At 35.4% G+C, this 26,318-nt stretch carries 40 protein-coding genes; 36 read left to right on the forward strand and 4 right to left on the reverse strand.

The features are described 5' to 3' along the window. Positions 1–58: 58 nt before the first annotated feature. A complete protein-coding gene (locus tag ACYQ21_RS03770; protein ID WP_460055324.1) occupies positions 59–403 on the reverse strand; it encodes a helix-turn-helix domain-containing protein in 345 nt (114 codons plus the stop codon). A gap of 908 nt (positions 404–1,311) precedes the next feature. On the opposite strand from ACYQ21_RS03770, the gene ACYQ21_RS03775 reads away from it, so the two are divergent. From ACYQ21_RS03775 to ACYQ21_RS03785, 3 genes are all read left to right on the forward strand, one after another. After that, a complete protein-coding gene (locus ACYQ21_RS03775) occupies positions 1,312–1,629 on the forward strand; it encodes a nucleotidyltransferase family protein (RefSeq protein ID WP_460055327.1) in 318 nt (105 codons plus the stop codon). Continuing rightward, complete coding sequence (locus tag ACYQ21_RS03780) at positions 1,626–2,024, forward strand: ribonuclease HepT family protein (RefSeq protein WP_460055330.1); 399 nt, start codon at positions 1,626–1,628, stop codon at positions 2,022–2,024. Before ACYQ21_RS03775 ends, ACYQ21_RS03780 begins: the two co-directional genes overlap by 4 nt. Positions 2,025–2,200: 176 nt before the next feature. Beyond that, a complete protein-coding gene (locus tag ACYQ21_RS03785; RefSeq protein WP_460055333.1) occupies positions 2,201–2,452 on the forward strand; it encodes a hypothetical protein in 252 nt (83 codons plus the stop codon). An 8-nt stretch (positions 2,453–2,460) separates the two neighbouring features. On the opposite strand, the gene ACYQ21_RS03790 is transcribed toward ACYQ21_RS03785, so the two are convergent. Then, complete coding sequence (locus tag ACYQ21_RS03790; RefSeq protein WP_460055335.1) at positions 2,461–2,772, reverse strand: helix-turn-helix domain-containing protein; 312 nt, start codon at positions 2,770–2,772, stop codon at positions 2,461–2,463. Positions 2,773–3,184: 412 nt separating this feature from the next. Here ACYQ21_RS03790 and ACYQ21_RS03795 point away from each other — a divergent pair, with 412 nt between their 5' ends. The 10 genes from ACYQ21_RS03795 (at position 3,185) to ACYQ21_RS03840 (ending at position 6,939) form a co-directional block, all read left to right on the forward strand. Beyond that, on the forward strand, positions 3,185–3,388 hold the full coding sequence (locus ACYQ21_RS03795) for a hypothetical protein (RefSeq protein WP_460055338.1): 204 nt from the start codon (positions 3,185–3,187) through the stop codon (positions 3,386–3,388). A 1-nt stretch (position 3,389) separates the two neighbouring features. Beyond that, positions 3,390–3,671: a type II toxin-antitoxin system RelE/ParE family toxin gene (locus tag ACYQ21_RS03800; protein WP_460055340.1), complete on the forward strand. Its 282-nt coding sequence runs from the start codon at positions 3,390–3,392 to the stop codon at positions 3,669–3,671. A gap of 659 nt (positions 3,672–4,330) precedes the next feature. Then, the gene (locus ACYQ21_RS03805; RefSeq protein WP_460055342.1) at positions 4,331–4,492 is read left to right on the forward strand and encodes a hypothetical protein; all 162 of its coding nucleotides are present in this window, start codon (positions 4,331–4,333) and stop codon (positions 4,490–4,492) included. Between the two features lie 64 nt (positions 4,493–4,556). Then, the gene (locus ACYQ21_RS03810) at positions 4,557–4,898 is read left to right on the forward strand and encodes a hypothetical protein (RefSeq protein WP_460055345.1); all 342 of its coding nucleotides are present in this window, start codon (positions 4,557–4,559) and stop codon (positions 4,896–4,898) included. Next, entirely contained in the window at positions 4,879–5,082 is a 204-nt protein-coding gene (locus ACYQ21_RS03815) for a translation initiation factor IF-2 N-terminal domain-containing protein (RefSeq protein ID WP_460055347.1), read from the forward strand. Before ACYQ21_RS03810 ends, ACYQ21_RS03815 begins: the two co-directional genes overlap by 20 nt. A 14-nt stretch (positions 5,083–5,096) precedes the next feature. Next, positions 5,097–5,699, forward strand: a complete 603-nt coding sequence (locus ACYQ21_RS03820; protein WP_460055349.1) for a hypothetical protein — start codon at positions 5,097–5,099, stop codon at positions 5,697–5,699. A 214-nt stretch (positions 5,700–5,913) separates the two neighbouring features. After that, positions 5,914–6,102 carry a hypothetical protein gene (locus ACYQ21_RS03825; protein WP_460055352.1) on the forward strand — a complete coding sequence of 63 codons (189 nt, stop codon included), beginning with the start codon at positions 5,914–5,916 and terminating at the stop codon, positions 6,100–6,102. After that, positions 6,103–6,393: a hypothetical protein gene (locus ACYQ21_RS03830; protein WP_460055353.1), complete on the forward strand. Its 291-nt coding sequence runs from the start codon at positions 6,103–6,105 to the stop codon at positions 6,391–6,393. It abuts the gene before it with no gap. After that, positions 6,383–6,619 carry a hypothetical protein gene (locus ACYQ21_RS03835; protein WP_460055355.1) on the forward strand — a complete coding sequence of 79 codons (237 nt, stop codon included), beginning with the start codon at positions 6,383–6,385 and terminating at the stop codon, positions 6,617–6,619. The genes ACYQ21_RS03830 and ACYQ21_RS03835 overlap by 11 nt, the downstream gene beginning before the upstream one ends. A gap of 83 nt (positions 6,620–6,702) precedes the next feature. Beyond that, the gene (locus ACYQ21_RS03840; protein WP_460055357.1) at positions 6,703–6,939 is read left to right on the forward strand and encodes a hypothetical protein; all 237 of its coding nucleotides are present in this window, start codon (positions 6,703–6,705) and stop codon (positions 6,937–6,939) included. Here the strand turns inward: ACYQ21_RS03840 and ACYQ21_RS03845 are convergent. After that, positions 6,911–7,192, reverse strand: a complete 282-nt coding sequence (locus ACYQ21_RS03845) for a hypothetical protein (protein ID WP_460055360.1) — start codon at positions 7,190–7,192, stop codon at positions 6,911–6,913. The two genes, ACYQ21_RS03840 and ACYQ21_RS03845, sit on opposite strands and share 29 nt — an antisense overlap. A gap of 312 nt (positions 7,193–7,504) precedes the next feature. On the opposite strand from ACYQ21_RS03845, the gene ACYQ21_RS03850 reads away from it, so the two are divergent. The 15 genes from ACYQ21_RS03850 (at position 7,505) to ACYQ21_RS03920 (ending at position 15,159) form a co-directional block, all read left to right on the forward strand. Beyond that, complete coding sequence (locus ACYQ21_RS03850) at positions 7,505–7,843, forward strand: hypothetical protein (RefSeq protein WP_460055362.1); 339 nt, start codon at positions 7,505–7,507, stop codon at positions 7,841–7,843. A gap of 2 nt (positions 7,844–7,845) precedes the next feature. Beyond that, positions 7,846–8,331, forward strand: a complete 486-nt coding sequence (locus tag ACYQ21_RS03855) for a hypothetical protein (RefSeq protein WP_460055364.1) — start codon at positions 7,846–7,848, stop codon at positions 8,329–8,331. A 10-nt stretch (positions 8,332–8,341) separates the two neighbouring features. Next, positions 8,342–9,967, forward strand: coding sequence for an FtsK/SpoIIIE domain-containing protein (locus ACYQ21_RS03860; RefSeq protein WP_460055366.1), 1,626 nt, complete (start codon positions 8,342–8,344; stop codon positions 9,965–9,967). A 293-nt stretch (positions 9,968–10,260) separates the two neighbouring features. Beyond that, positions 10,261–11,586 (forward strand): replication initiation factor domain-containing protein, encoded by a 1,326-nt coding sequence (locus tag ACYQ21_RS03865; RefSeq protein ID WP_460055369.1) that lies wholly within the window; start codon positions 10,261–10,263, stop codon positions 11,584–11,586. Further along, on the forward strand, positions 11,528–11,881 hold the full coding sequence (locus ACYQ21_RS03870; protein ID WP_460055372.1) for a hypothetical protein: 354 nt from the start codon (positions 11,528–11,530) through the stop codon (positions 11,879–11,881). The genes ACYQ21_RS03865 and ACYQ21_RS03870 overlap by 59 nt, the downstream gene beginning before the upstream one ends. Positions 11,882–11,937: 56 nt before the next feature. Further along, positions 11,938–12,264: a hypothetical protein gene (locus tag ACYQ21_RS03875; RefSeq protein ID WP_460055374.1), complete on the forward strand. Its 327-nt coding sequence runs from the start codon at positions 11,938–11,940 to the stop codon at positions 12,262–12,264. Between the two features lie 69 nt (positions 12,265–12,333). After that, positions 12,334–12,543 carry a hypothetical protein gene (locus tag ACYQ21_RS03880; RefSeq protein ID WP_460055376.1) on the forward strand — a complete coding sequence of 70 codons (210 nt, stop codon included), beginning with the start codon at positions 12,334–12,336 and terminating at the stop codon, positions 12,541–12,543. Positions 12,544–12,567: 24 nt separating this feature from the next. Then, positions 12,568–12,702: a hypothetical protein gene (locus ACYQ21_RS03885; RefSeq protein WP_460055377.1), complete on the forward strand. Its 135-nt coding sequence runs from the start codon at positions 12,568–12,570 to the stop codon at positions 12,700–12,702. A 23-nt stretch (positions 12,703–12,725) separates the two neighbouring features. Next, positions 12,726–12,881 (forward strand): hypothetical protein, encoded by a 156-nt coding sequence (locus ACYQ21_RS03890; protein WP_460055379.1) that lies wholly within the window; start codon positions 12,726–12,728, stop codon positions 12,879–12,881. Positions 12,882–12,937: 56 nt separating this feature from the next. Then, positions 12,938–13,252 carry a DUF3850 domain-containing protein gene (locus ACYQ21_RS03895; protein ID WP_460055381.1) on the forward strand — a complete coding sequence of 105 codons (315 nt, stop codon included), beginning with the start codon at positions 12,938–12,940 and terminating at the stop codon, positions 13,250–13,252. Between the two features lies 1 nt (position 13,253). Further along, positions 13,254–13,541 (forward strand): hypothetical protein, encoded by a 288-nt coding sequence (locus ACYQ21_RS03900; protein ID WP_460055382.1) that lies wholly within the window; start codon positions 13,254–13,256, stop codon positions 13,539–13,541. A 20-nt stretch (positions 13,542–13,561) separates the two neighbouring features. Further along, a complete protein-coding gene (locus ACYQ21_RS03905; RefSeq protein ID WP_460055384.1) occupies positions 13,562–13,828 on the forward strand; it encodes a hypothetical protein in 267 nt (88 codons plus the stop codon). Then, complete coding sequence (locus ACYQ21_RS03910) at positions 13,825–14,139, forward strand: hypothetical protein (RefSeq protein WP_460055385.1); 315 nt, start codon at positions 13,825–13,827, stop codon at positions 14,137–14,139. Before ACYQ21_RS03905 ends, ACYQ21_RS03910 begins: the two co-directional genes overlap by 4 nt. A gap of 13 nt (positions 14,140–14,152) precedes the next feature. Continuing rightward, on the forward strand, positions 14,153–14,380 hold the full coding sequence (locus ACYQ21_RS03915; RefSeq protein WP_460055388.1) for a hypothetical protein: 228 nt from the start codon (positions 14,153–14,155) through the stop codon (positions 14,378–14,380). A gap of 158 nt (positions 14,381–14,538) precedes the next feature. Next, positions 14,539–15,159, forward strand: a complete 621-nt coding sequence (locus tag ACYQ21_RS03920; RefSeq protein ID WP_460055391.1) for a hypothetical protein — start codon at positions 14,539–14,541, stop codon at positions 15,157–15,159. Here ACYQ21_RS03920 and ACYQ21_RS03925 read toward each other — a convergent pair. Further along, positions 15,142–15,402 carry a hypothetical protein gene (locus ACYQ21_RS03925; RefSeq protein ID WP_460055393.1) on the reverse strand — a complete coding sequence of 87 codons (261 nt, stop codon included), beginning with the start codon at positions 15,400–15,402 and terminating at the stop codon, positions 15,142–15,144. The two genes, ACYQ21_RS03920 and ACYQ21_RS03925, sit on opposite strands and share 18 nt — an antisense overlap. A gap of 206 nt (positions 15,403–15,608) precedes the next feature. Between ACYQ21_RS03925 and ACYQ21_RS03930 the strand changes: the two genes are divergently transcribed. The 8 genes from ACYQ21_RS03930 to ACYQ21_RS03965 all read left to right on the forward strand — a co-directional run bounded on the left by ACYQ21_RS03930 (position 15,609) and on the right by ACYQ21_RS03965 (position 26,318). Further along, positions 15,609–20,240, forward strand: coding sequence for an MSCRAMM family protein (locus ACYQ21_RS03930; protein ID WP_460055396.1), 4,632 nt, complete (start codon positions 15,609–15,611; stop codon positions 20,238–20,240). Between the two features lie 111 nt (positions 20,241–20,351). Further along, positions 20,352–21,188: a hypothetical protein gene (locus tag ACYQ21_RS03935; RefSeq protein WP_460055398.1), complete on the forward strand. Its 837-nt coding sequence runs from the start codon at positions 20,352–20,354 to the stop codon at positions 21,186–21,188. 46 nt (positions 21,189–21,234) lie between these two features. After that, on the forward strand, positions 21,235–21,669 hold the full coding sequence (locus ACYQ21_RS03940; protein WP_460055400.1) for a hypothetical protein: 435 nt from the start codon (positions 21,235–21,237) through the stop codon (positions 21,667–21,669). Between the two features lie 18 nt (positions 21,670–21,687). Beyond that, on the forward strand, positions 21,688–21,861 hold the full coding sequence (locus ACYQ21_RS03945; protein WP_460055403.1) for a hypothetical protein: 174 nt from the start codon (positions 21,688–21,690) through the stop codon (positions 21,859–21,861). 15 nt (positions 21,862–21,876) lie between these two features. Further along, on the forward strand, positions 21,877–23,178 hold the full coding sequence (locus ACYQ21_RS03950; protein WP_460055405.1) for a translation initiation factor IF-2 N-terminal domain-containing protein: 1,302 nt from the start codon (positions 21,877–21,879) through the stop codon (positions 23,176–23,178). Further along, entirely contained in the window at positions 23,175–23,414 is a 240-nt protein-coding gene (locus ACYQ21_RS03955) for a TcpD family membrane protein (RefSeq protein WP_460055407.1), read from the forward strand. The genes ACYQ21_RS03950 and ACYQ21_RS03955 overlap by 4 nt, the downstream gene beginning before the upstream one ends. A gap of 14 nt (positions 23,415–23,428) precedes the next feature. Continuing rightward, positions 23,429–23,836, forward strand: a complete 408-nt coding sequence (locus ACYQ21_RS03960; protein WP_460055409.1) for a TcpE family conjugal transfer membrane protein — start codon at positions 23,429–23,431, stop codon at positions 23,834–23,836. After that, complete coding sequence (locus ACYQ21_RS03965; protein ID WP_460055412.1) at positions 23,814–26,318, forward strand: ATP-binding protein; 2,505 nt, start codon at positions 23,814–23,816, stop codon at positions 26,316–26,318. Before ACYQ21_RS03960 ends, ACYQ21_RS03965 begins: the two co-directional genes overlap by 23 nt.

A 26,318-nucleotide genomic window follows, 5' to 3' on the forward strand; every position in this document is an offset into this window, starting at 1 on the left:
ACAATACTCAATATCTATTCCTAGTTCTGTTATTTTTCTAGTAATTTTTTTGAGCATATTATTTGTTTGCTTTCTGCTCTCGTTCTTTTTGTCGTCTTTTCAAAACTTCTCTTATTGTTTCACGGTCTGAATCAGTCATAGGTTTACCGTCAAATGACCTGAATGTATCAAGTGATTTTTCTAAGTCATCATCAAGTTTCTTTTGATTTTTAATGTCTGTTTTACCTAAAAGGTAATCAGTAGAAACGTTGAAAAAGTCTGCAAGTTGTTGTACGTTTTTAGGATTTCGTTGACCATTTTCCCAATAAGAATAAGTCATTTTAGAAACACCGAGTTTTTCAGCGATTTCTTTTTGTGTCAATTTATGTTCTAAACGCAGTGATTTCAGTCTTTCAGCTAACATGATATTTTCCTCCGAAAAATAATTTTGATTTTTTTGATAAAAACGCTTGACATGCTGTAAACATTTGTGTATCATTAAGGAGTAAACAAATGTTTACCTCGTTCTTGAAACAAAAGCCTGCTACTTTTACAAAATCTAGTTTGAGGATTAGATTAGTAGAAATAACAAGCGATTGAATCAAGAATTACAATCTAGTTTCCAAAAGTCCAAAGTTCATGATTGAACACAAAAATAAGACTTAAAGAAACAAAACGGATTGAAAAACTTTGTTCATTGAAAATCAAATACAAAATATCTGATTCGTACAATGATATGATAGTAGCTTCGTAACTCTATTATATCAAATGTTGCCATTTAGTGCAATAGGGTATGAAAAAGAGACTGTGAAAACACAGTATAATTAAATAGCTACGGTGGACTGCACAGTGACAGCACAATAGTTAAGTTCAATGTTTTATCATTGGGCGAAGAGGTGGAGTAAGGCATAAGATGTGAGGCGATTCATTGCTGACTAAAAGGCGTGTGTATTCAATTACAAATTATATCACAAACAACTTTATGTTAAAAATTCCCCTCGAAACTTCACAAGAGTGCAGTAGGCGATGATATGAGCCACAATTCTTACTTTTCCTCTTGTGTCGTATATTTACGAAGTAAATGAATAAGAAAAGCTATCGGTTTGTGGATTGATGGCTTTTTTAAATATAGAATAGCTTGGTTTGCGGATTGAGCTATTATCAAATAAAAATGCAATGGACAGGATTTGTCTGTTGTAAACTGCTTATAAGATGTGGGTCTTGTAAAATCTTCCCTTAGCCCTTATAAGTGGTTTAGAGCAGATAAAATTGAATCGAGAGGTGTAAAATATGGTATAATTAGGTAAAGAAAAAAATCAGGAGGATAAGCTAATGTCAATTTTAACGATTGAAGAAATCAAAGCAAAGGTTAAACCGATTGCAGAAAAATATGGTTTGAAAGAAGTTTATCTTTTTGGTTCGTATGCTCGTGGCGAAGCTGATGAGAAATCAGATATTGATTTGGTTTACGCAACTGATAAAAATACGTTAGAGTTTTATGTTGTGTTTGATGAATTTAAGAAAAATATTGAGATTAGTTTACAGCTTCCTGTGTCCATTATCTCAATAGATAGCATGAAAAAATCAAGATTACCAAGACTTTTAGAAGTAAAACAAAATTTTGAAAAGGAAAGAGTGGCATTAGTTTGAGAAGACATAGTGAACTTGAAGAAGATATTTTATATCTAAAAACAATGATATTCTATGCTGACGAAGTGAAAAGAAAATTTACACTTATTGATTTAGAAGATGATAGTTTAGAACAAGAAATGTTTTTAGATAGCGTTGCCTTAATGGTCGGTCAATTTGGGGAACAGTTAGATAAAGATAAATTATCTTATGGTAGTTACATCAAGTATCGTGGCAAATATCCATTACATGATATGAAACAATCTAGGCACGATATTTATCATGAGTATGGCACACTTGCTTTAGAGACATTAGTGAAGCACGTGAAAGTAGATATTCCACAATGGGTGGAAGATATTTATAGAATGATTCGAGATTTGGAACGAGATTTAGATAGAGTACATGAGAGCGATTAGAGAAATCTAGTCGTTTCATCTTTTCTAAACAGCCCATAAATTAAGTCAGTGTAAACACGAGTGACTTCGTGCTGACTGCTTTTTCCTTTATAAGTGGTTTAGAGTAGATAAATAGCTAACTTAGAAATGAGTTATTTTTTTATTTACTGAAAAAAATAAAGTTAGGAAAATAGAAAATGGAAAAACGCATTAATGAAAATAATGAAAAAATACTTTATGTCTTAGGCAAGGTTTCTCAAATGCTGAATGAACTTTTGGATAAAGAAGCAGACCGATGTAATGTACGTAGGGATGGTTTTTATATAACTTCAGACCCGGAATTATCTAAACTCATAAAACGTTATTTTGATATACTATATACTTCCGACCGTAAATTAAAAAAACTTCAAAAAGATTTAATTTATTCGCTTAAAATAGATGAAATGTGAAATGTGATTTATTGTTCAATATCATCTTCTTCAAAGAGACGTTGAGCTATTAAAATAAGTTCTTTTTGCTTATTTGGAGAGAGTTGTTCATATAAATTTTGAATAATAGATTGAGAGATTCGGTCTATATAATCTGTTTGACCTGAAAGGTAATTTATACTGACATCAAAAAAATCAGCAATTTGTTGAAGGTTTTTAGGTTTCATTTTTCCTTTTTCCCAATCTGAATAAGTTGATTGAGAAACGTTTAGTTTTTTTGAAATTTCTTTTTGTGTAAGTCCGATTTTTAAACGTAGCGTTTTCAAGCGTTCAGGCAACATTCGAAATTCTCCTTTATTGATGAATAAATTATAACATAATTTGTGGTATGTCGTTATATAAAATTAATGACACAATAGACAAAATTCGTCTGTTGTAAACTGCCTGTAAAATTTTTCCTTACTCGTTTTGTTTTATGGACACTTTAGAGCAGATATTGCTCTGTAATCGGGTAGTTCCGTTATTGACTAAAATAGTGAATCGCCTGCAAGCGATTATTCAAGTAGGAAGTCCTAATTCTTACTTGTCCGAAAGACTAATCAAACAAACCGTTTGTGTCTTTTGTTTCTCGTTGGACTTGTTTAATCAAGTCCATCTTTATGTGACCGAGAGTGTCGTAAAGCAGGTGTAACTCCTGCTGGTTGCTGAAAGATGTTAAAGGTAGTATAATAAGATAAACAGGAGGTACTGAACATGATGAATCCAAAATTTATTGAGCATGATGAAGATGTTGTCATCTTGACTAAAAGTGAATATGATGAGCTACAAAAAGAAAATAAAAATCTGCAAGCACAAGTGAAATTTTTTCAGGAAATGGAAAAATCTTCATTTCGTCAACGAAATGGTGGAAAAACTCATACAGTAGCTGACTTGAAAGAAAAGTTAGGTTGGGCTTGATTTGAAAGATGTTGTTTTTACAGATGAAGCCTCAGATGATGTGGCACGACTTGAACATTTTTTAAGAGAATATCCACAAGCATTGAGAAAGTTTAGGAATGAATTGTTAAAAGCTGTAGATATTATTTCTGTAAGTCCTGAGGGTAGTCCTAGAATTGCAGGAACAAATTACAGGAAGAAAGTTCATTATAAGTACATTTACTTTTATGTCAATTATGATAAAGTAATTGAAATTGAGAGAGTTTTTTCCGAAAAAGAAGATTGGATAAACGAGATAAATTGAAAAAAATTATCTCGTTTCATCTTTTCTAAACAGCCCATAAATTAAGTCAGTGTAAACACGAGTGACTTCGTGCTGACTGCACATGGTATAAACCTTGATGGTTTTGTCAGTGAGATATTGCTGATAAGGTCAGAAAAGTCTATCGTGAGATAGAAAGCACCTAGTAAAAGCTAGGCAAGTTAAGTGTGTAGCAATGATAATTGAAAGTAAAGCAAGGGACTTTGGGGGTCGATAATAGACAGCCACGGTGTGGTATAGAAGACAGCAGTAATTGGCAAGAGGAATCAAACCAATCAAACACTGCCAACATTCAAGTAAGACCTGTGTCGTGAAACCTGAGAAATCAGGCTATAACCGAAGCAACCTGTACGAGTAGCATAAGACAGTACTTGTAGAATTTCTAATGAATAGAGATAAAATACTGAATGTCATGTGAAAGTTGAGAGCTACCATGCTCGTCCTCGTCTTAGATACGCATAAGAAAGTCAAAGCTCATTACTTTGGCTCAGTCCTTATGAGCGAGTGGCTGAATAACTTGTAAATTATCAACGTAAGAAGAAAAATCTGATTTGTGTGTTGTTTAGAGAAGATGAAATATAGAAAATGAGCGATTAGAGAAATCTAGTCGTTTTTTTGTTTGAAAAATAGGAAGAAAATAGATGAATAAGACAGACATAAGAAGATTATATTGGTCACTTTTAGTTGCTCAGTTGGGGGCAGGAATGGCATGCTTTGTTGCTGAAGCTAATATCGCATGTCTTTTTTGGTTTATAAATGGTGTTTTGACAGTAAGAAATCTTATAGATTACTACAGGAATTGAATAGTATAGTTTGATTAGAGAAATCTAGTCTTTTTAATTTGTTGAAGTGCGAGGAGAGAAGTAGATGAAACTAAAAAAAGAGTCAAAATCAAAGGGTGGTAATTGGGTCTTACAATATACTAAAGAAGAATTACAACATAAAAGTTTTTATTTAGATAATATGATTTTTAAAAGGCAAGAAAAGCTTTCGGGTCTTGAAGTTAAACGGATAAAATTGCAAGAAAAACTTATTCTTTTAAAGCGAGGAATTACCGAAGAAATTATCAAAACTGAAAAAGAAATTCGTGATTTATCTCAGTCAATACCTAAAAAATTACAAAGAGAGATAGAGGTTCTTGTTCAGTTTAAAGAAGAGTTTGAAAAAGAGGAAAAGGAGAAATCAAAAAATGAAAAAACGAATCAATGAATTATCAAAAGAAATCAATATCTCAAACAAAATCTTACTTGAAAAGGCAAAAGAATTAGGTTTTGAAACAATTAAAACGCACTCGAACAAAATTAATTTTTCTCAAGAGTTCGCCTTACGTGCTTGTTTTGGCGATACTAAGGCATTTGGTAGAGAGAGAAAACATAATGCTCTTATGATATAATGGAGGAAAAAAGAATGGTAAAGATTATGTTGGCAATTCAAATAATAACTTTGATTTTAGTAATCGTTGTCCCTATGTTGAATTATTTATTAGGTCGTAGACAAAAAATGTCTGATGTTTTAGTGGATAAACGTGCTGATGTCTTATTAGAACTTTATTCTGTTTTTTCGCTTGTTCATAGTGAATTAGGAAATGTTCAAATTCATTTAAAGAGATTAGCTAATGCAGAACCAATACCGAAAATGGATTTAGTGATGGCACATTTTGAAAAATTACGCAAGCTAAATGCTGAATTTAATGAAATTTTCTTAAAGTCATTTATCTTTTTAGATGAAGATGTATATAATAAATTTCATCATTATGGTATCTTTTTGAACAATGAATTACAACTGATTACAAATTGTTATGAAGTATATGGTAAACTTTCAGATGGTACATATGGTGTATTTGATGAAGGATGGGTTAATCTATTTGTAAATCCTGAAAAAACAGAATGTTTCTTAGAGTTCCAAAAAGAGGTTAATCAACTAAATAGTGAAAAAATTAATCGCATGATAGATGAAATTACTTATTTGAAACAAGAAATAAAAAAACATCTCTCAAGGTCTACTTTGTGAGATGAAATAGAATATTAAAGATAGAACATCAACTTAATGAAAGGTTGGTGTTTTTTTATGGCTGTCGTCTAATGGTAGGACAAAACTAAAATAATACGCAAAATGCGTTTTTGGTTCAAAAATTTAGTTTTTGTGCAGGTTCAAGTCCTGTCGGTCATATAGGAGTATATTAAACAATACCGAGGAGGTGGCGTATAGAAAGAAGATAAGAATAATGATAACAACTAAAAAAAGATCAAAACAAATAGAAGTAGAATTTGATGTGTTCCAATTGAAAGCAATGACAGTTGAGGATATAAAAGAAAAACTTTTAGATGTTTGGAAACAAAAAGAAGAAACTAACGAAGAATGGCACTTCATTGCTGATATTATTTGGCGTTGCTTGTGCAAGGAGGATAAATAGATGAGATGTATTTATAAGGGTTATGAATTATCAACACGACCTGTATTACCACTTGAAGACTTAGAAGAACATGGTACATGTAATGGTTATATTAAAATTCCTGAATTTCAAGATATAAGTTATTGGGATATTCCCCAAGGCAATATCCATGGCGGTTGGACTTATCGTAATGATGATGTTTTTGGGTTTGATACTTTGCATTTTAATTCAAAAAAATACATGGATGAAGAATGGGTTATCAATCACTTGAAAGAATATGTTGATGAGGTCTTGAGCTTGTATGCAAAATGACTGTACTTATTTAGATGAAGTTGAGCAGAATTATGCACAATTATTTTCAAATTTTTGTTACCAATGTAGTGTTCACATGATGAATGAGCGTGCCTTAATTCAATTAAGAAAACGTACTTTACATCAAATCTGGAACTATCGGGACTGTGATTTTAATACAGGTTTTTATGTCCCTTATAGAATTAAGAAACGCTATGCTGATATGGTTAAGGATTATGTGATTTAACAAAATCGTGATCCGAACAAGTCTTTAAACTGATTCAAACATCTGTTTGCGGATAAAAATTACTAAACGATAAGGAAAACATTATGGAAAAGACAACAAAAGAAAAGAAACTTTATTTACTAGATGAAACATTTTCTCGGATACGGTATTTTGAAGGTAGGATAGAAAACTCAAAAGGATTCGGAAAAGAGGATTTTGATTTTACAGATTCGGAATTAGGAAAGCTCACACAAGAATATTTTCAAATTTTTGAAGAAGCAAAACAAAAAATGAGCGTTCTTCAAGAGAAGCTCATTCAAATGCTCCAGACGAAAGATTAATAATTTGCCGATATAAATCATTAGCAACTGATTCTATCCCTACTTCAAATATTTTATCGCTATTTTTGAGGGTGTAGCGTTTAATTTCATTCGCTAACCATATTTTCCGTTCTTCATCTAGGATAATTAAATCTTGTTTGCCTAGTTGTTGAGCGATTTTTATGAGTTTTTTTTGTTTACTAAAAGTTAAGTTGTGGAAAAGAAAATCTATTTCAGATTTCGGATTCATTTCTTCTGGATAGAATAGGGGCATTTGTAAATCTCCGTCATAATGGTAGTTTTATATCACTGATTATATCATATTGACCCAAGTAAGTCATAAAACTACTTGAACAAGCTAATCTGTTTGCGGATAGATTGCTATATTGTCATGAAAATTGTCTAAGGGCGGTTTTTTTATAAGTTGTTGAAGTTGTCATAATCAAAATAGTTGTACTTCCAACAAGGGCGATACTAAATCAGCCTGTTTGATTTTTTGATTATAAGATAAACCTAGAAGGTCAATGAACATCATACTAGATGAATGTGCTTGTTATCTGTAAATATTATTTATAAGGAGTGCCGAATGGCTCAATTAGAAAGCGCACCAGTCAAATTAGATGAACTGGTAAAAAATGGTGTTGTTAAAGTATCGCCTAATTATGTGGTGGTTGCTGAAACAAGGGATATGCTTGAACATATTGTTTTTAAAGCAGATGGAGACGGTCAGTCTAATTTTATTGTCTTGACACATGATATGAATACACCTCCAAAATCTGACTTTAACAAGGCTAAAAAAGCAGGTAAAACAGAAGTCGAGCTAATCAATCCTGTCTTTGATACCTATATCTATCCTGAAAATGGCGAGGATAAGGTACAACTGGCATTACGTGTTGATAGCATTAAGATTAAAGGAGGTAAATAAACATGGCAAAATATGGTATTGAGACATTTAAAGACGGTAAACCGTCTCGCTTTTCTGTGTCACAAGATGAAGTCTATGGTAAACTGTTTTTCTCAAAAATTGATGTGCAGGAAGTTTTCGAGTACATTGATGAAGATGGTGTCGTACATTCACGTGATGAAGAGGAACGTCATAATCGCTTGGCACGGACACAAGGTTTTGTTCGTTGGACACCTCGAAACAAACATGAGGTTGAAGGTAAATCTTTGATTGCCTATTCTGAAAAACTAGATGATTTCATGGACATCAAACTTCCAATTGATTTTGATGAGACACAGTTTGGATTTGAGGAAGAATTGAAACTCATCAATCCCACTTATACTGTCAATACAGTAGGCTATCGTTTGGAGAAAAAATTTGTTTTCCATGTAGCTGTTGATGATGTTGTGAAAGTAACTGCTAACACAACAATTCAATCAGAACCTAAACCTAAAAGCGATAAAAAATAAGAGGTAGACTATGGAATTTCTAAAAAGAATTTTTAGGTTTCGTGGTTTGAAAATTGGTAATAAAGATAAAGCAACGCTTCCGCTTGAAACGTTTTTGATATCAATGCCTTACCTTATTTTTTGGTCTTTTTTCTTTTTCAAAACAAGGCTATTTCAAAGTTTAGCTGTTTGGCTATTCTTTGGTATTTCTTTGGCGATATATGCTTTAGGTGTTTATGTTGTCTTTAATGCCCTAGAGTATTTTTCATTTTTCCGTGTTTTGAAATATAGGCGTATTTTGCGTTTTTATCTGGAAGAAAATAATTTCGTCCGAGAAATACGTGGCAAAGGAAAAGATGCGGGAGTTAAGAAAAAATACACCAAAACTCATTTTTCCTACAAGGATAGATTTTACTATGTCACGTTCATTCTAAGAGGTAATAGATTCCAACAAAGGTTGTTAAAAATTGCTGGCGACTTAGAAATTTCTTTTGGCTTAGATATGGTTGAAATCATTGACGAAAGTGATTCTGTCACTTATGTTTTTACAAGTGGTTTACTTCAAAACGTTTATAAAAGTAATGAAGTGGTTGCGGATGTTAAAAACGGTTTGATGTTAATGAAAGACATTGTCTGGGATTTCATTTCCAACCCTCATCTACTAATTGCAGGTGGGACTGGCGGAGGGAAAACAGTACTCATGCGATCTATTCTTGTTGGCTTACTAAAGATTGGTATAGTCGATATTTTAGACCCTAAACAAGCTGATTTTGTTTCTTTAAATAACCTTCCTGTATTAAAAGATAGGATATATTATGAAACGATTGAAATGGGTAAACATTTAATTCGTGTTAATAAATTCATGGATAAACGCTACGCCTATATGCGAAAGAAATCTAAGGAAAAAGGCGAAAAACAACTTGAATCATTTTACACTTATGGCTTGAAACCGTATTTTATTATGATTGATGAGTTTCCCTCTTTGATGAGTGCATTGGCTGATGAATTAGGCTATAAATTTGGTGCAAAAGAACGCCCTGAAATTAGTGAAATTGATGTCTTATCTGCCTTTAAACAAATTACGTTAAAAGGTAGACAAGCAGGTATTTTCTTTATTATTGCAACGCAAAATGTTAAAAATGACGATTTGCCAACGACAATTAGGGATAATGTCATGTGCCGTATTACAGTAGGTAGACTATCTGATACGACTTACAATATTCTATTTCCTGATTCTAACAAAAAATTCAAATATATCAAGAAAGTTGACGGAAGGCGTGTTTATGGTATGGGTTATTTTGCCAATAACGGCGAAACACCTCGACAATTCTTATCGCCTCAAATGCCATCTAGTAAGTCGTTTACGTTTTGGGATTCTTATGAAAAGTTGCCTAGACTGGAGCTTGAAAACAATGATACACCAATTAAATATTATAATCAGAAAGAGTTTGCCTCTGAGTTAAAACTTAGCGCTCGGACACTTCGAACAATTTTAACGGAGTTCAAAGGTACTGATTATGAATTTGGCGAACAGTTCAAAGATAGTGATTTTGCTATATTTGAAAAAGTTATTAGTTTGAAAGAACAAGAAAGTTTATCTTATAGAGGTGCTGTATCTAAAATATTAGATGAAGTATATACCGCAGTCGAAGATTAGTCTTTGGCTGTTTTCTTATCTCATCAGACTGAAACGACAATGTGTAGCAATTTGCGTGGGAACAAGGGTGTGAGCGCTAGCGAACGCCCGCCACGCAAAGGGCGTTAAGCACAGGGGAAGTGTAGGGCTGTTGAGATAAGAAAACAGCCTTAGACTAACAAGCGCTTTAGCGCTTGGAGACTGCCCTGTACCCCTCCTACTAATAGGGGGTATAGGAAGTAAACTCGTTCTCTAAGGCTAGATTTTATAAGGGTTCGCAGAAGTAAACCAAAAATTAACGAAAGGAAATCACAATGAATCTAAAGGAATACAGGCTTGACAGAAACCTAACACAACTTGATATTGCTAAAGCCATTGGTAAAACGAAAAGTTTTGTGAGCCAAGTTGAGTTGGGCAAAAAGAAATTGACTGATGAGTACAAAGAAAAAATAAAAATTTTTTACGAAGGTATTAGTCAAGCTGAAATTGTTTCGAGTATTGACTGGTTGAGATTGCGGTTTAAAACTTTGAGATACGATAGCGTGATTGAGCAAGTTCTAAAAATAGACCTCAATAAATTTCATGAGGAAGAAAAGGGTGGTTATAACTATCCTTTAAGGCAACAATACGGACACATGAAAATATTCCATCATATTGACGATATTGATATGGGGACAATGTTTGAAATTTCAGGTCAAGGCTGTCGGGAGTTTGAATTTGTTTTATTAAAGCAAGGTCGGACATGGGAAGATTTTTTTATGGATGCGATTTTATTTTCTAAAAAACAAACAAATGGCATTGACCCGTTTGAAAACTTCTTGAAAGTCACTCGTTTTGATATAGCTTTAGATGAACTATACAGTGAAGATTATAATTATGATTTGCATACTTTGCGTGATAAGTTTGAAAAAGGCTTGATAAAGTCTGATTCAAGAAAATTTGAGATACATGAAGATTTTATCCGATTGAGGGGGATTCCTACTTCAAAGGGTTTAACAATTTATATCGCCTCACGTACTTCTCCGTGTTATCTTTGTTGTTACGAAAAAGACAAGGAACAGAGTACTAAAACAGGTTTGGACTTAGTTCAAATTCACAATGAAAATCGCTACAAAAATCGTTATGAAATCCGCTTATCTGACGATAAAGCCAATCAATTCATGTTAGCTTTCATTGAAAGAGATTCGGACATCACACGCATGGCAAAAGATGTTATTTACTCTCTTGTCATGGTACTTGATGAGGACGGTGGGTATGATTTAGAGTGGATAAGATTGTGGGGGAGTTGTAGAAAATACAAATTCTTGACAAAACCAAGAAATGTGACTGAGGAAAGTACGAAAAATTGGATAAAAAAACAGCTAGTACGTAGGCTTAGAATTCAACTAGAAACAGATAATATCAAGGGCGATAAGTGGCTTGAAAACACAATAAAAGAGTATGAACTGACTGATGAGGACTGGGAGGAAATCAAATTAAACGTTGGCATACATCAAGAACAGGAGTTTATTTCTGAGGCAATCCAAAGTAAAGACGGTCGTCAATTACTTAATGCGCTCGGTTATAATGCGACACATAGCTATGTTAAAAACACCAAAAATTCAAGTTGGGCAGAATGGCAAGCAAACCACTCAGGTTGATTGGCAAGCTATTCAAGAAAAACGTCATATTGAAAATACTTTAAAAAAACATCAAAAAGAATTGCGTTCATTTGCCATCAGGGAACGACAAAAAAATATCGCATTTTGGGCAAGTTCTACTGGCGAACTATACAGATTACAAATTGATGTTCTATCACGCCATCACTATATGAGATGGCATTGGCGCTATAAAGAATTTGAAATCAAGTATTGGTCTATTTTAAAAGATACGAATAAATGCCTTGAACAAATCAATAAGTTGCTTAAGGAGGCTGAAACTATGAGTTATAAATAAAAGATAAGGGCATGGGGTGTTTGTTTTAGATAAAAATAGAGAAATGAGGACACATTATGGATACTGAAAAAGAAGTTTTATTTGAGAAAATTAAAGAATTACAAGGTTTAGTTGGTGTTACTGCTGACTTAACAAGTGGTACAAATGGTTTTTCTGTCGCAAGCGGTCAATTAAAAGGAAAAGGTAAAGCATTGCTCGAGTTTGAGGATTCGGGTGTCTCGCCAGAACTTTTAGAAGAAACGGCTAAAAAAGTTAATGGTTTGATTGCGAACCTTGTGAAAGCAGGGTCATATTTCAATTTCGTTAAGAAAAGCACTGATGAAGCGCTAGAATTATTGGGTCTTTTAAGTGTAGATGTCAAAAAAGAAAATAATAATATCTAAACTCTAAAACAAACGTGGGTAATTGAGGAATGCAAAAATTAATATTAAAACAAAGAAAGTCGGTAGAATATGGACTATTTTAAAGTAGATGTAGTTGATAAAGTGAACGGAGTTACTCGTCTTGAAGTTATGGAATTGTTTGAAATTCCTGATAGAGCGACTTTGTGGGATGTGTTGAATGACAGATACGCTTACAGAGGTAAATTTCCTGAAACTATGTTAATTTCGGTAAAAAGAATTAGTGAGGAAGATTATTACGGTCATTCAGAATTTGAATAATTTTAGAAAGATAAAGTAGGTAATATGATGAGAGGAAAACTAAGGGTAATCATTCTATGGGGAGAAGTACCTGAGTGGGTTTTAGAAAATGCAGAAAATGGCACATATGGCATTGGGCGGGTAGAGACAGAAGATTTTAAAATTGACATAAGAATGTAGAAACAATGAAAGTCGGTAGGATTATGCGACTAAGATATGAAAGAAAACCTGTTGGAAAACTGAGGGTAATCATTCTATGGGGAGAAGTACCCGAGCATATTTTAGAAAATGCACATAATGGCAAACTTGGTATTGGACGAGTAGTCACGGATGATTATGCGCTTGAAATAAGAGCATAAATTTTAGAGAAATGCGAGTGTGAAAGCTCGTGTTTTTATTTTAGAAAAGAGAAAAAATGGCGATACACAGATTAAAGTTACATTCAGATTATTTTGAAGCTGTAAAAAATGGTATTAAAACTTTTGAAATCAGAAAAAATGATAGAGGTTTTAAAGTTGGCGATACTTTGATTTTGCATTTATGGGTAGATACAGGTGTCGTGGTAGGTTATGCAAGAGTAACCGATTTTATATCAGATGGAAAAGGTGGTGGTTTATCACTTATTGATAGAGTGCCTGAGTATTTAGCAGACCACATTGTCGCAAAAGTAATCTATATCACAGATTATGAACAAAAAGACGGTTATGTCGTCTTAGGAATTGAGGTATAGAATGTCATATAAACCAGAATTAGCCAAAATAAAATTTAGGGCTGAACGGTTGATACAATTATTAGGTTCTGGCGCTTTTGGTATTGTACAAGACGAATTAACGGATTTAAAGCGTGATGTGAGTAGTTCCGAAATTTTGACGGAACGTCAAAGAGAATTTTTAACAGAAGAAATCATCACAAAAGCTGAAAAACAAATTTATCACTATGAAAAAACTTTGACAATCACAAAGTCTGTCGCAAACAAAATGACGGAAAGTCTAGGTATTTTCAATTGGAGTGATTGGTAAGAATAGGAGAACAAAAATAAATGAAAAAAGTGTTACAATATTTGGTAGAAAAGACTGAGTTTAACTTGTCAGAGTTCATGATGTGGTATTTAAATAACCCTGACATTGAACTGATTGATACTTATGAAGATATGTTAGAGGCTTTAAAAATATTCAAAGCAGAAGTACTTGATTTGCGGAAAAAATCGAAAGAGTTTACGGAGACAATGTGTAGACTTGCGGATATAGGTGATGAACTTGGGCTTGATGTGGAAATTTCTGTGACAAAAAAAGGGGGATACAAATGACAAATAAACTCAACTTGAAAAAATTAACATTTATCGGTCTAGCTAGTTTGTCTTTATTTGCTTTAACTGGTTGCACATTCTGGGAAGATACAGCCAAAGATTGGCAATCAGATAACTCTGGCTTATCACGAACGATTACGATTTACTCCAAAAAAGGGGAAGTGTTAAAGCGTTATTACGGCACTAGCGTGCGTACTGAGGTAGATGAATCAGGTCAAATTAAAATCAATCTTGATGGCAAACGCCTACAAGTTATGAATGCGGATGTTGTGATTGAGGAAGATGGTATAGAGAAAAGTGTGATAGATTAGTGGGGATAATTCAATGAATGAAGAAAAACTGACAAAAGCTGATTTATTTATTTTATTAGGCACTTTATCGTGTATTGTTGAGATGTTTTCTCTTATCTTAATGGCTATTGGAAGTATATGGGATTTTCCGTCTATCTTTTTGAAAGTAACCGCAACTGTCGGTTTGGTTTCGCTTGTTTTAGGAGTAATTTCCATTTTTTTATGGGGCTATATTGAAAGTACCACAGAGGCTAAGCGTTAAGATAGTGCTATATAGTTTAAAACTATAACATTCCCTAAGGGAGTGGTATATAAAAGCGTTATACCAAAATGTGAAAATAACCATGCAAAACCTTATGAAATATGAGATAATAGTATTATCAAACAAGAACAAATAAATCAAAAGGAGTTATAAAAATAATGAATATTATGATAGAAAAAATCAAAGCAACAACATTGAAACAACGAGTGGTAGTTGGGGCTATTGCCTTACTTTTAATCGGTGGTGGCACTGGTCTGGCAGTTCATAAAAACAATGTCGCAAGTGCTAAAGCTGACAAAGTTGAGACTAAAAAGAAAGTACAAGATAAAGCTGATAAGGAAGCTAAAGTTATAGCTGAAAATAAGGCTAAATTAAAACTTCTAAAAGAAGAGGCTGATAAAAAGGCTAAAGCTAAGGCAGAATCAGAAGCCAAGGCAAAAGCGGAAAGTGAAGCAAAAGCTAAAGCAGAATCTGAAAAAGCGCAAGCTGAACAACAGGCACAGGCTCAAGCACAACAAGAAGTTCAAGCACAGGCACAATTTGAGCAACCAGCTCAAACTGAACCTTATGCTTACGCTCAACCTCAGCCTGAACAAAACTATGCGCCAGAAACGGCAAGCACTCCCACTGCACCACAAGCAGATGGAGGTGGCGGTATGGGCGCATATAACGGTCGAACTCAGGCAGACCGTGACCGTGACGAGTGGAACGCAAGCCAAGGCATAAATTCTGACGGTAGCCCTGAAAAACCTGCTGGTGGGTCAACGCCGTGGGATTAATAATTGAGTAAGCATATCAAGAGAGGAGTTCAATAGGACTTCTCTTTTTTGCTTTATTTCAAAAGAAAGGTAAGTCATGAAATTAATAATTCGTATAGTAAAGTCTTCAATTGCTTTGGCGCTTTGTATCATCGTTTTTTCAGTAGGGGTTATTTTATTTTGGGGTGCTGTTGTCCCTTTTCTAGCTGAATTTCCAGATTCCACTTTTTTTATTCTTCTATCTATATTTCTATTCTTTTTCATAGGGGCAATATTGCTCATGGTAGGAGGTGTAATTTGTGTGTTCTTCTGTTTCTTAGCAGAATACAATTTCAAGTCAGGAGGGGGTATTTTAGAAGAATTTGAAGAATATTGTCGGTATTTTTAAGTGAAAACTTGAAAAACTATGTTTGAGAGGTCTGTCAAGGCTTCTTTTTTTATTATCAAAATTTTATAGGAGGAATTTCTCTATGGAGAAAAACAAAATGGAAAAAACGTTGATTGAAAAGAAACAATCTCGTTTCAAGTCTTGGAAGTCAGGGAAAAAATGGCTATATGGCACAACTGCTCTGGCAGTTCTAACAGGCGTAGGTATTACAGAAAGTTGTATTTTACAACCTACGCAAGTCTCAGCTAGTATTGTGAACGGTACACAAATTGGTACAGTCAATAATAAGCCAGTCATTAAAGCTAATTCAAATGACATGGCAAGTCCAAGTTTTCAAGGTACAGTAGACGGCTTATTACAAGATGTCAATTTAGGTAATATGAAATATATTGCGGATAATATCGGCTGGCAATCTAACACCAGTCTTCATAGCGGTCAAGCACTGTCAAGTTTTGGTACAGCTGCGGCTTATACGTTACGGTCAGACGGTTTTCAAAATAGCGATTTAGCGATTCACGTAAATCTTAATGAAGTTTTTTATGTCAATAATGTCGGTACAGTCAAAGACCTCAACACAGGTCAAAATATCTCGGTCTCATTAAAAGTTAAACATAATGGCTTTGAACATGGCGCTGACGGACAAACTAACCAAGACCTTATCTTTGGTGTCCGAAATGAGGGTGGGACAATCACATTTGGCGCAGTTACACCAGTTGGCGGTACAGCTTCGGGTGGCGGTCAAACAGAAAACGGTGGAAATGCAGGTGGCGCAATAGGAGATGGCTCAATGGTGGGCTATATCAATAAAGTCTTTACAACTGTCACACTCGTTCGCTCAGATAACGGTCAAGAAATTCCAAACAATGAACTGCTTGTCGCTATGAAAGTGAGTGATGTGGATGCCAATCAGCTTGCGGAAGTTGGGGCTAATGGCGCACTAGGCTACATTGTCAGCCCTGACACGGCACTTCAAGTCTCAGGAAATGGGCTACGCTCTAATTCAAGTGGTGCAGTTATTACGGATTCGCCACTTCTGACCCCTAACTCTTATGTCGTCCTAAAAGGCTTTAACAGTTCTTTAGTGGACTTTACTTATCTTGACGGTGCTAACGACCACATGGATATTGTCTGGGCGTTGTTTGGTAAACTCCATTTTAAAGTCAATTTAACTGGCACATTCAAACTAGACAAATCCCTTGTCGGTTTTGGCGATAATCTCCCAAATAAACTTTACAACTTCGACCCAATCGTTTTTGATATTTACGATAAAGACGGTAAAGATGTTGGGGATATTGCTATCCCTGCCAATGGTAGCGCAGTAGAAAGCCTTAAATTGCCACCTGCCACTTATACACTCAAAGAACGTGCAAGCTCAGTTACCGCAAGTACAGGTCAAACTTACAACCCACAAACTTATACAGTCAAGGTTGAAGCGGGTAAAACTGGTGCGACTGCTTCAGTCGTTAAAGTGGATAATAAAGCCGTTCTAGGTGGTATTATCATCACGAAAACTGGTGTTGAATCTGGTAGTGAGATGTGGAATGAAAATTATACACTAGAGGGCAATGAGTTCAAGGTCACAAGTGTTACAGACGGCAAGGTCTATACAGGTAAGACAGATAAAAAAGGGAAACTCAGTTTTAAAGATTTGCCTTTAGGTAGCTATGATATCTTAGAAACTAAGGCAAGTAATGGCTTTGTGAATACCTTTAAACCTGTTCGGGTAACCTTGACTTGGCAAGACAACAAAACTGAGTTTGTCTTTGATGAAGCGAAAGGGACTAATCAAGAAATCAAAGGCGAAAATGAACTTTTTAAAGCTGACAAAGAAACTGGCGCACAAGCTCAAGGTAAAGCTGAATTGAAAACGGCTGAATATGGTCTATTCTATGCGGAAGATTTAACTGGTTCTAGTTCACATAAAAAAGGCGACTCAGTGAAATGGTCTGATGTCCCAAATGCTAAACTCATTTCAGGCGAAAAAGTCACGCAATCCGTTATCAACGGTAAAGTGGTTAAACATGGCGAGAATGTCGTGGTAGGTGTTGATGATAAGAAATTGAATGTCTATGTTGGTAATCTTCCAATCGCTAAATACGTTTGGAAAGAACTAAATGCGCCAGTAGGTTATGCACCAGATAGCTCAGAAATACCATTTGAAATCAAGAAAAAAGATGATAGCACACAAACCATCATCACACCTCAAACGAAATCGCTTGAACAGGTTATCAAGGCTAAAATCTCAATTCAAAAATTAGTTGAAATTGTCGGCGAATCGGCTGAAAGTGGTTTTAATGATATTCAATTCTTGATTAAACCGCTTAAAGGCACAATCGCAGACCCTCAAACGATGACAACAGGAATTAAGGGAGATGAGGACGGTCACGCTAGTGCGGTACTTATCTATGGCGATTATGTTATCACTGAAATTAATACACCTGCTGGCTATAAACCAATCAAGCCAATCTATATCCATATGACAACTGACCCTAAAACAGATGTCATCACGATTACCGCAAGCTACCATGAAGATGGCTCTGAACCGTTCTCTAAGCGTACGTTCAGTCAAGGGGATAATCAGATTGACAAAAACACCAACGTGACTGGCAGTCTTGCAGGTGTCATCTCAGATAGTTCGCCATTCCTTAGTTTGTCTAAAATCACTTTGACGGACAAAGCTAAAGCACCTGTGCCATCCATTGACATTGAGAAAACCAACGGCGAGATAACTAAAAATGGTATTGGGAACTATGAAGATAGTGTCAATAATCTAGGCGAACACGACCATGACACCAAAGCTACGGCTTTTGAAGTCACTGGGGATAGCACTCAAATTTTCTTCAAAGTTACCAACAACGGCGAAGATGATTTAACCAATCTCAAAGTGATTGACAAAACAACGATAGGCACTAAACAAGTGAAAGACATCAAATTCACGTACAAAGGTAAGGCACTCACGGCTGATAAGTTCGGGGTGCTTTTTCTTGACGGTCAAGCCCTTGTTTTAGATGTTGGCGAAACGATTGAGGGAACTGGTACGCTTGAAAAATTAGTCGGTGGGGAAGACCATGCGGATAGTGTGGAGGTTGTGGCGCTTGGTCTGGAATCAAGGCGTGAAGTTGGAGATGAGGACGAGTGGCACGGACACAAGCCTAAGCCGTCCATTGACATTGAGAAAACGAATGTTGAGATTACCAAAGGTGGTAACGGAAACGGTAAAGACAAGCCTAACAATATCAGTCTAGGCGACCACGACACTAAAGCCACAGCCTTTGAAATTAGTGGCGACAGCACTAAAATCTTCTTTAAAGCCACCAATAATGGCGAGGATGATTTAACGAACTTGAAAGCTCTTGATAAAACAATCACTGGTACAAAACAAGTGAAAGCTATTCAATGGACTTACAAAGGCAAGGCGCTTACGGTTGATAAGTCTGGCATTTTCTTACTTGACGGTAAGGTCTTTGTCCTGAAAGTTGGCGAAACGATTGAAGCAACTGGCACGCTTGAAAAATTAATCGGTGGGGAAACGCACGCTGATAAGGTTGAGATTGTGGGTGTCGGTATTAAATCTCAAGAAACAGTAGGAGATAATGACGAGTGGCACGGACACAAGCCTAAGCCATCCATTGATATTGAGAAAACCAATAGTGAAATTGTTAAAGGTGGCGCAGGTAATCACAAAGACAAGGCTAATAACCTTGGTAAAGACGACCATGACACTAAAGAAACAGCGCTTGCGGTACTTAACGACAGTCCTAAAATTTTCTTCAAGTTGACAAATAATGGCGAAGACGATTTGACGAATTTGACGGCAGTTGATAAAACGCTTGATGGCACTAAACAAGTGAAAGATATTCAATGGACTTACAAAGGCAAAGCGCTCACGGTTGATAAGTCTGGTATTTTTTATCTTGATGGTAAGGTCTTTGTCCTGAAAGTCGGCGAAACGCTTGAAGCAACTGGTATGCTTGAAAAACTAGATGAGGGCGAAACGCACGCTGATAAGATTACCGTGGCAGGTGTTGGTGTCAAATCAAATGAAAAGGTTGGAGATGATGATGAGTGGCATGGCTTTAAGCCTAAACCATCAGTTGATGTCGAGAAATCAAGTGAAGCTATCTCTAAGGGTGGCTTAGGCAATCATCTTGATAAGCCTGATAACTTAGGCAAGGGCGATTCTGATACTGAGCAGACAGCGGTTGAATTAGGCGACAAAGCCCAAACTATCAATTTCCGTGTGACAAATAACGGCACTGAAAGTCTAACTCATATCAAGCTGACGGATAAAACGCTTGACGGTCATCATGATGTCAAAGGTATCAAGTGGACTTACAAGGGCAAGGCACTTACAACTAACAAAGATGGCGAACTTGAACTTGACGATAAACTACTTGAATTGCCAGTCGGTGGCTATATTGATGGTACTGGTAGGCTTGAAACTATCACGGCAGGCGAATTGCATAGTGATGAAATGACAGTATCAGCCAAAGGTACAATTAGTGGTAAGACTGTCGGGGATAAAGATAAATGGTATGGCAAGAAACCTAAGCCAGTCAATCCAGTTGTTAAACTCTTCCTACCAAAAACTGGGGAGGGGAAAGCACTTCTCGCAACTGTTATTGGTGGTTTGATTGTGGCAATCGTTGCAATCATCAAACACAAGGTTATCTTTAAAGCCCTAAGAGGCGGTAAAGATAAAAGCAAGAAATAGTTAATCAACTAAACCACGACTAGCTGAACGTGCAAATGGGGTGTGAAGCCCAATAGAATGATATAATGGAGGCAAATAGTGAGTATTATAGATTTAGGAGTGATGATAATTTTGTTAAATTTAGTATATCAGGCTGGCAGTAAGTTCTGGGACAAGGCGCTTGGCAGAATTGTCTTGAAAGTGTTCTTGATTCAAACTGTGACCGTCACATTTCTTTTTTATCTAAGTTATGTAGTGTCTTATCTCAATTCAGGTCATTTCATTTTTACAGATATTGTGTGTGTTTTCTTAGGTAAACAAACACTCACGCCATTTGAAAATGTGATGATTGAATTTCTTTGTTATACTCTAGTTGTTTATTTACCTATTTTTATTAAGAGACATACGATTTGGGTAAGCAGAAACGACAAAGATAAAATCATAGAAGATTTACCTGATTGTTTAAAATTCAAAGATAAGGACAATCTGACTTTAACACTTGATAAGAAAATGTTGACGACAAGTGTTGTGTTTAGCTATCTTTTAACCATGTTAAATTTAGGATTGCTTTTCAAGTTTGTTGCTTTCAAAGAAAGTTATCCAAGTGAATTAGATGGGGTATTGATGATATTATTTTTACTTCTGATTATTTCATGGACATTTTTTATTGATAGTTTAACCAATACAATGAAAGGTCTTTTAATTGAGAAAGTGGCAAGAGATGATAAGAAAAGAGAAATTCAAGAAATCTTTTCTTATTGTAAAGAAAATGGCTACTATGTCGCCAAAACGCATGAATTAAGTCCAACGTTATTAAAAATGATAGATATGTCTATTTTTCAAGTTTTAAACAAAAAGAAAATTCGTGATTTGAAATTTGGAGAAGCATTTCGGATTGATATTTCTCAAGCAGATATGACCCGATATGATAAATTTATGGCAGATAATGAAAAAGAGGTCAAGCGCTAGTCGCTTGGCTTTTTATAATAGTCAAAAAAAGAAAGTGAGGTGTACCGTGAATAAATTTTTAAAAATCTTATTTGCGATTTTAGCTGTCGTTGCGGTAAGTATCATTGGGTTTGGTGCTTATTTTTTAATTGGTGGCGATCGTTCAGAAGAAACAATCAAAAAAGAAAATGCTAACTCATTTGAGTTTAAGTCAGTTTCGGAATCTTCTAAAGCAGTTATAAGTGAAAAGAGTTCTAGTGAAAAACAGGTAGTTGCTGAAAGTAAAGCACCACCTGTTTCAGCGCCACAAGCTCCCTCAACGACAATGCCCCCACCTGTTGAAACAGCACCTGAGGGTACTTATGATGTTGTACCAGAAATATCTGAGCCAGTCGTAGAAACACCAGATTTGACATCTGATATTGAAGCACTAAAAGCGCAGTATGCAGGATATGACATTATTATTGTCAATCCAGATGGTACAGAAAGTCAAGTACAGTAAGACATGGAAAGGAAAATAATGTCTACATTTTTAGTAATGGATAAAAATACACGTGAAGTAATCGAGCAATGCGACTATTTATCTGTTGCTCATGCGGTTGTGGATAGTTTAGAAGATAAGTCACTCGTTGTTGAAAAAAAGCGGAATGATTTTTTTTTAGATGATTGGTGGTTTTTTTATGAGATTTTATGAGAAATGAGGAAGAAAATGACAAAAACAAGAATTTATGAAATCGCAAGAAATCTTGATATGACATCTAAAGAGACTTTAGCTATTTCTAAAGAGTTGGGGTTTGAAGCGAAAACGGCAAGTTCGTCACTTGATGAAGGGCAAATTGAAGCGATTGAAGATTATCTCAATCCTCCAAAACCTAAAAAGAAAAAATCGGCTGAAAAGACAGCTAAAAAAACAAAGAAGAAAGCTGTGAAACAAGTTGATGAAGATGAATTTGAAGATGATGACATTATCGTTGACGAATCTGATTTAGACAATATGGCTCGTGGCACACCTGAAAACTATAAAGGTATGAGTAAAAAGGAAATTAAGCGCTATCGGAAAGCGCAGAAAAGATTAGTGAAACAAGCTAAAACAAGACAAAAAGTTGATAAAAAGGCTGTTAAATTGCCAAAACAACATAGTCAGCGTAAGGCGAATGTGATTGTTTATAGTGCTGTGATTGGTTTAGTCGCTTTATCAGCTTTTTCTTTATTCTCAAATGGTATGCGAAACTTTAAGCAGTCTAGCCCTCAAACTGTCGCAGTTCAAAAAGCTGAATCGGGTTATACGAACAATAAAATCAATTTGTTCTTATCAAGCTATGTCGGAACGTACTTTAATAAGGGGCTAGATAAATCTAATCAAGATATTCTAGCGCCGTTTTATGGTGGCGACTTACTTGACATCAAAAATACGCAAACAAATGCGGGGGCGTATGAATTGATTAACTCAACTTTGCTTGAAATCAAAGATAATGTTGGCTCGTATACTGTGAATTATCGTGTGAAATCAAATGAAGCTGACAGTTGGCATGATGTTTCAACGATTTTCAACGTTCCTTTTGGCGAAAAATCCGGTAAGTATTATGTGAGCGGTCTGCCTTTTGTCACGAAAACAGAGAGTTTACAGGCAAACAAGGTTAAGCAAAATAAGCTAGATGACATCACAAGTATTTATGATGAAGCGTGGCGGACGAAAGCTAATCATTTTGTGGCAGCCTTTTTTAATGCTTATACAAGTGATGATAATACCTTAACAACCATGAGTAAGGGTATTAAGGCAATCACGGGCTACAAATTCAAATCACTTGATTATTCTTATTATGAACTCAATCAAGATGAAACAAAATTGACAGCTAAAGTTCAGGTCACTTTTGAAGATAATTTTAATATGGTTCATAGCGAGAATTTCACGCTTGAATTAACTAAAAAAGAAGATATGCTTTTTGTGAGTGAACTCATTCATGGCATTAAAGCAGATACTTCAAAGAAAGATAAAGGTAATGAGATATGAATGGTGTTTTTAAAGATTTAGCAGAAAAAGGACTTGTACCAGTTGCGGTTATTTTCTCTGGGTGGTATATCGTGACTAAGGGCATTGGAAAACAGGACTGGGGGAAAATTGTAGGGATTGTCGGAGGGAATATCCTTTTGATTGGTTTCATTTATTTTCCAGATGTTTTTAAAACGATTGCCAAGATAGTCATGGGCTTTTTACAAAAGGCTTTCGAGACTGTTTTAGGCGGTTGATAAGAGGTTAAATGATGGCAGAAAATACAAACGATAAATACCTCTACGCCTATAAGCGTGCCTTAGAAGAACAAAATACGTTTCACACGATATTTGGTTATCCCTTATTAAGTCCGATAAAGTATAGTTTTGTAGGCTATGCTTTTTTAATTCTACTCGTTGAGGCGCTAATTTGGTACAGACTATTAAAGTTCATTCCGACTGGGTGGGCTTTTGCGGTCGCTTTACTGGTTGCTTATAGGTTGGGGCAGAAATTGGCGGACAAGAAAATTGACGGCAAACATTTCCCGATTTTTATCAGAGATTGGCTTGTTTTTTATTTTGTTTATGGCAGAAAAAGAAAAAAATGCTTTTTGAATAAGGGGATTTTATATGAATATGAAAGAGAAAAGAGGGGAAATGAGTTTAAAAACGAATTTTAAAAGCGGTATATCAGCTATTCATGATAATCTGCTTTTGAAAGATAACGGTGATGTTTTTGCGATGTTTGAAGTGCCAAAAGCAATCATCAATAGTATTGATAGAGCTGAAAAAGATGATTTTAAAGCATTAACTGCTAGTGCGTTAGCAGGTATAGAGGCGTATAAAAATTTCGACATGGCTATGATTCCGATTGATGTTGAATTAGATGAGATGTTCTTAACCTTATCTCAGGATTTCGCAGAAGATACGGAAGACTTAGCTTGGTACATTTTAGATGAAACTTACGCACGACTGCAACAATCTGTGGATAGAATTTTTGAGTATCATTGGTATGTGAGCGTACCTTTGAAGTCAAGTCATATTTCTTTTGATAAGAAAGCTATGATTAAAACGAGTTTAAACTACCTTTCAAAGAAAATTGTTGAACCTTTGCTCGGTAAAGTTACGTATCAAGAAGATTGGTATTTAGACTATGAAGATTATGCTAAAGATTTGGAAAAACGGCTTAGTCTTTTAAATGCTAAACCTTTAAACTCACAAGAAACTATCTTCATCAATGGCTTGCAATATTTACAAGGGCTTGATTTTGATAGGGCGTTTGAAATGAGTGCGACAACTAATACGCTTGAAAATTTAGATGATACAACGATAACGTGGGAAAATATGAATATTCTAACCCTACACAATGGCTTAGAAAAATCGTACTTGGCAATGTTACCAGTTGCTTATACGCCTGAAAATATCAGCTATCTACATTTGATGGAAGATATTCAGGGTTTTAATTTCCCGATTCCAGTATTGAATAAAGGCATCTTCTCATCAAAGAAAGGCACTTTCTCAGTACCTGCTAAAGCAAACCGTGCAAGGTTACGCCATAATAAAGCAATCGAGGACGGCGATATGGCAGGTGGTGTTGACCAAAATAAAAAGGAACGCTCCAAAGCCTTAGTTGAAGATTTGCTTGTCAAATCAAATGATGATGAGATATTGCTAGGTTACTTACAAACACTTGCTTTTGCGGATAATAACTATGAGGCTTTAGTTGAAAAAATGCGGATTGTCATGGATTCATGTGCTAAAAATGGTGTTGAGCTTGTCAAGGCTCGTGCAGACCAACTTTATCTATTTTACAAAAATAGATTTACGGAAACTTTGGATGAATCCGACAAGAATTTTATCCAGATTACAACGCTTGATGGCTTTGTGGAAAATCTCTTTTTTGCAGGTCAAAAAGTCGGTCAAGATGTCGGCTTTTATATTGGACGGATTGATTCCAATAAAGGGTCATGGTATGGAGATTTTGAAAAGGCGATTGAATCGAGTGTCAACTTTGCCTATGTGAATCCATTTCAGGCAAACAAACTTGGTGTTGAGGGGAAAGTAACAAGTAGTCCGCACACTGCAATCATTGGCGATACTGGTAATGGAAAATCTTTTCTAACCAAGTATCTCTTTTTATACTCTAGTCTTTTGAAAGCTAAAACGCTCTATATTGACCCTAAAGCAGAAATGCGCCATCAATGTTTTAGAGTGTTAAAGGAATATGAAGCAAAGGGTATCTATCCTGAAATTCAAGACTATATTAGGTCAATCAACTTTGTCACACTAGATAAAAGCAAAAAATCTAACTGGGGCGCACTTGACCCACTCGTTTTCCTTAAAGGTGCAGAAGCTAAAGATTTGGCAATTTCAATGACAAATGAAATTTACAAGTTGAAAAATAAGGAAGAATTTCATAGCGCTTTTCTCGACTCACTTGACAAACACCTTGCCTTGCGTGAAAAAGGAGAAAAAGTGGGTATGCTTACGGTCTTTAGAGACCTAGAAAAGCATAAAACAAAAGCAGTCAGAATTTCTGCTAATCTGCTTGTCAAAATGGTGCAAAATTCAATTCTCTCGCTTTGTTTCTCAGACGGACAAAATCAGGCGGTTGATACTGATAGGCGCATTACTGTACTTGAAGTGACAGGGCTTGATTTGCCTACTGATGAAAAAGATGATTTGAGTGATAGTCAGATTAAATCTTTGGTTGTCATGTACGCTTTGGGACATTACTGTCATAAATTTGGCAGTGAAAACAGAAAGCAAGAAACGATTATTTTCATGGATGAGGCTTGGTTTTTCAATGCAACGGCAGTTGGTCGGGGCATTATTAAACGCATTAAACGTGTTGGTCGGTCGGAAAATAATTTCCTCGTTCTGATTACACAATCCGTTGATGATACGGCAGATGAAGATGACGGCACTGGTTTTGGTACAATTTTTGCTTTTAATTCTGATACCGAAGCTGAGAAAGTTCTAACTCGCTTGAAGATACCAGTTACTGCGGAGACTATTTCGTGGTTTGAGAGTATGACAATGGGTCAATGTATCTTCCGTGATACCTTTGGCAGAAGTGAGCGCATTACAGTTGACGGACTATTTCCAGAAATCAATGTCTTATTTGACACGGTTGAAACAGATATGAAAGCAGTGGCTTAG

The sequence above is a fragment of the Pseudolactococcus yaeyamensis genome, from assembly GCF_054658615.1.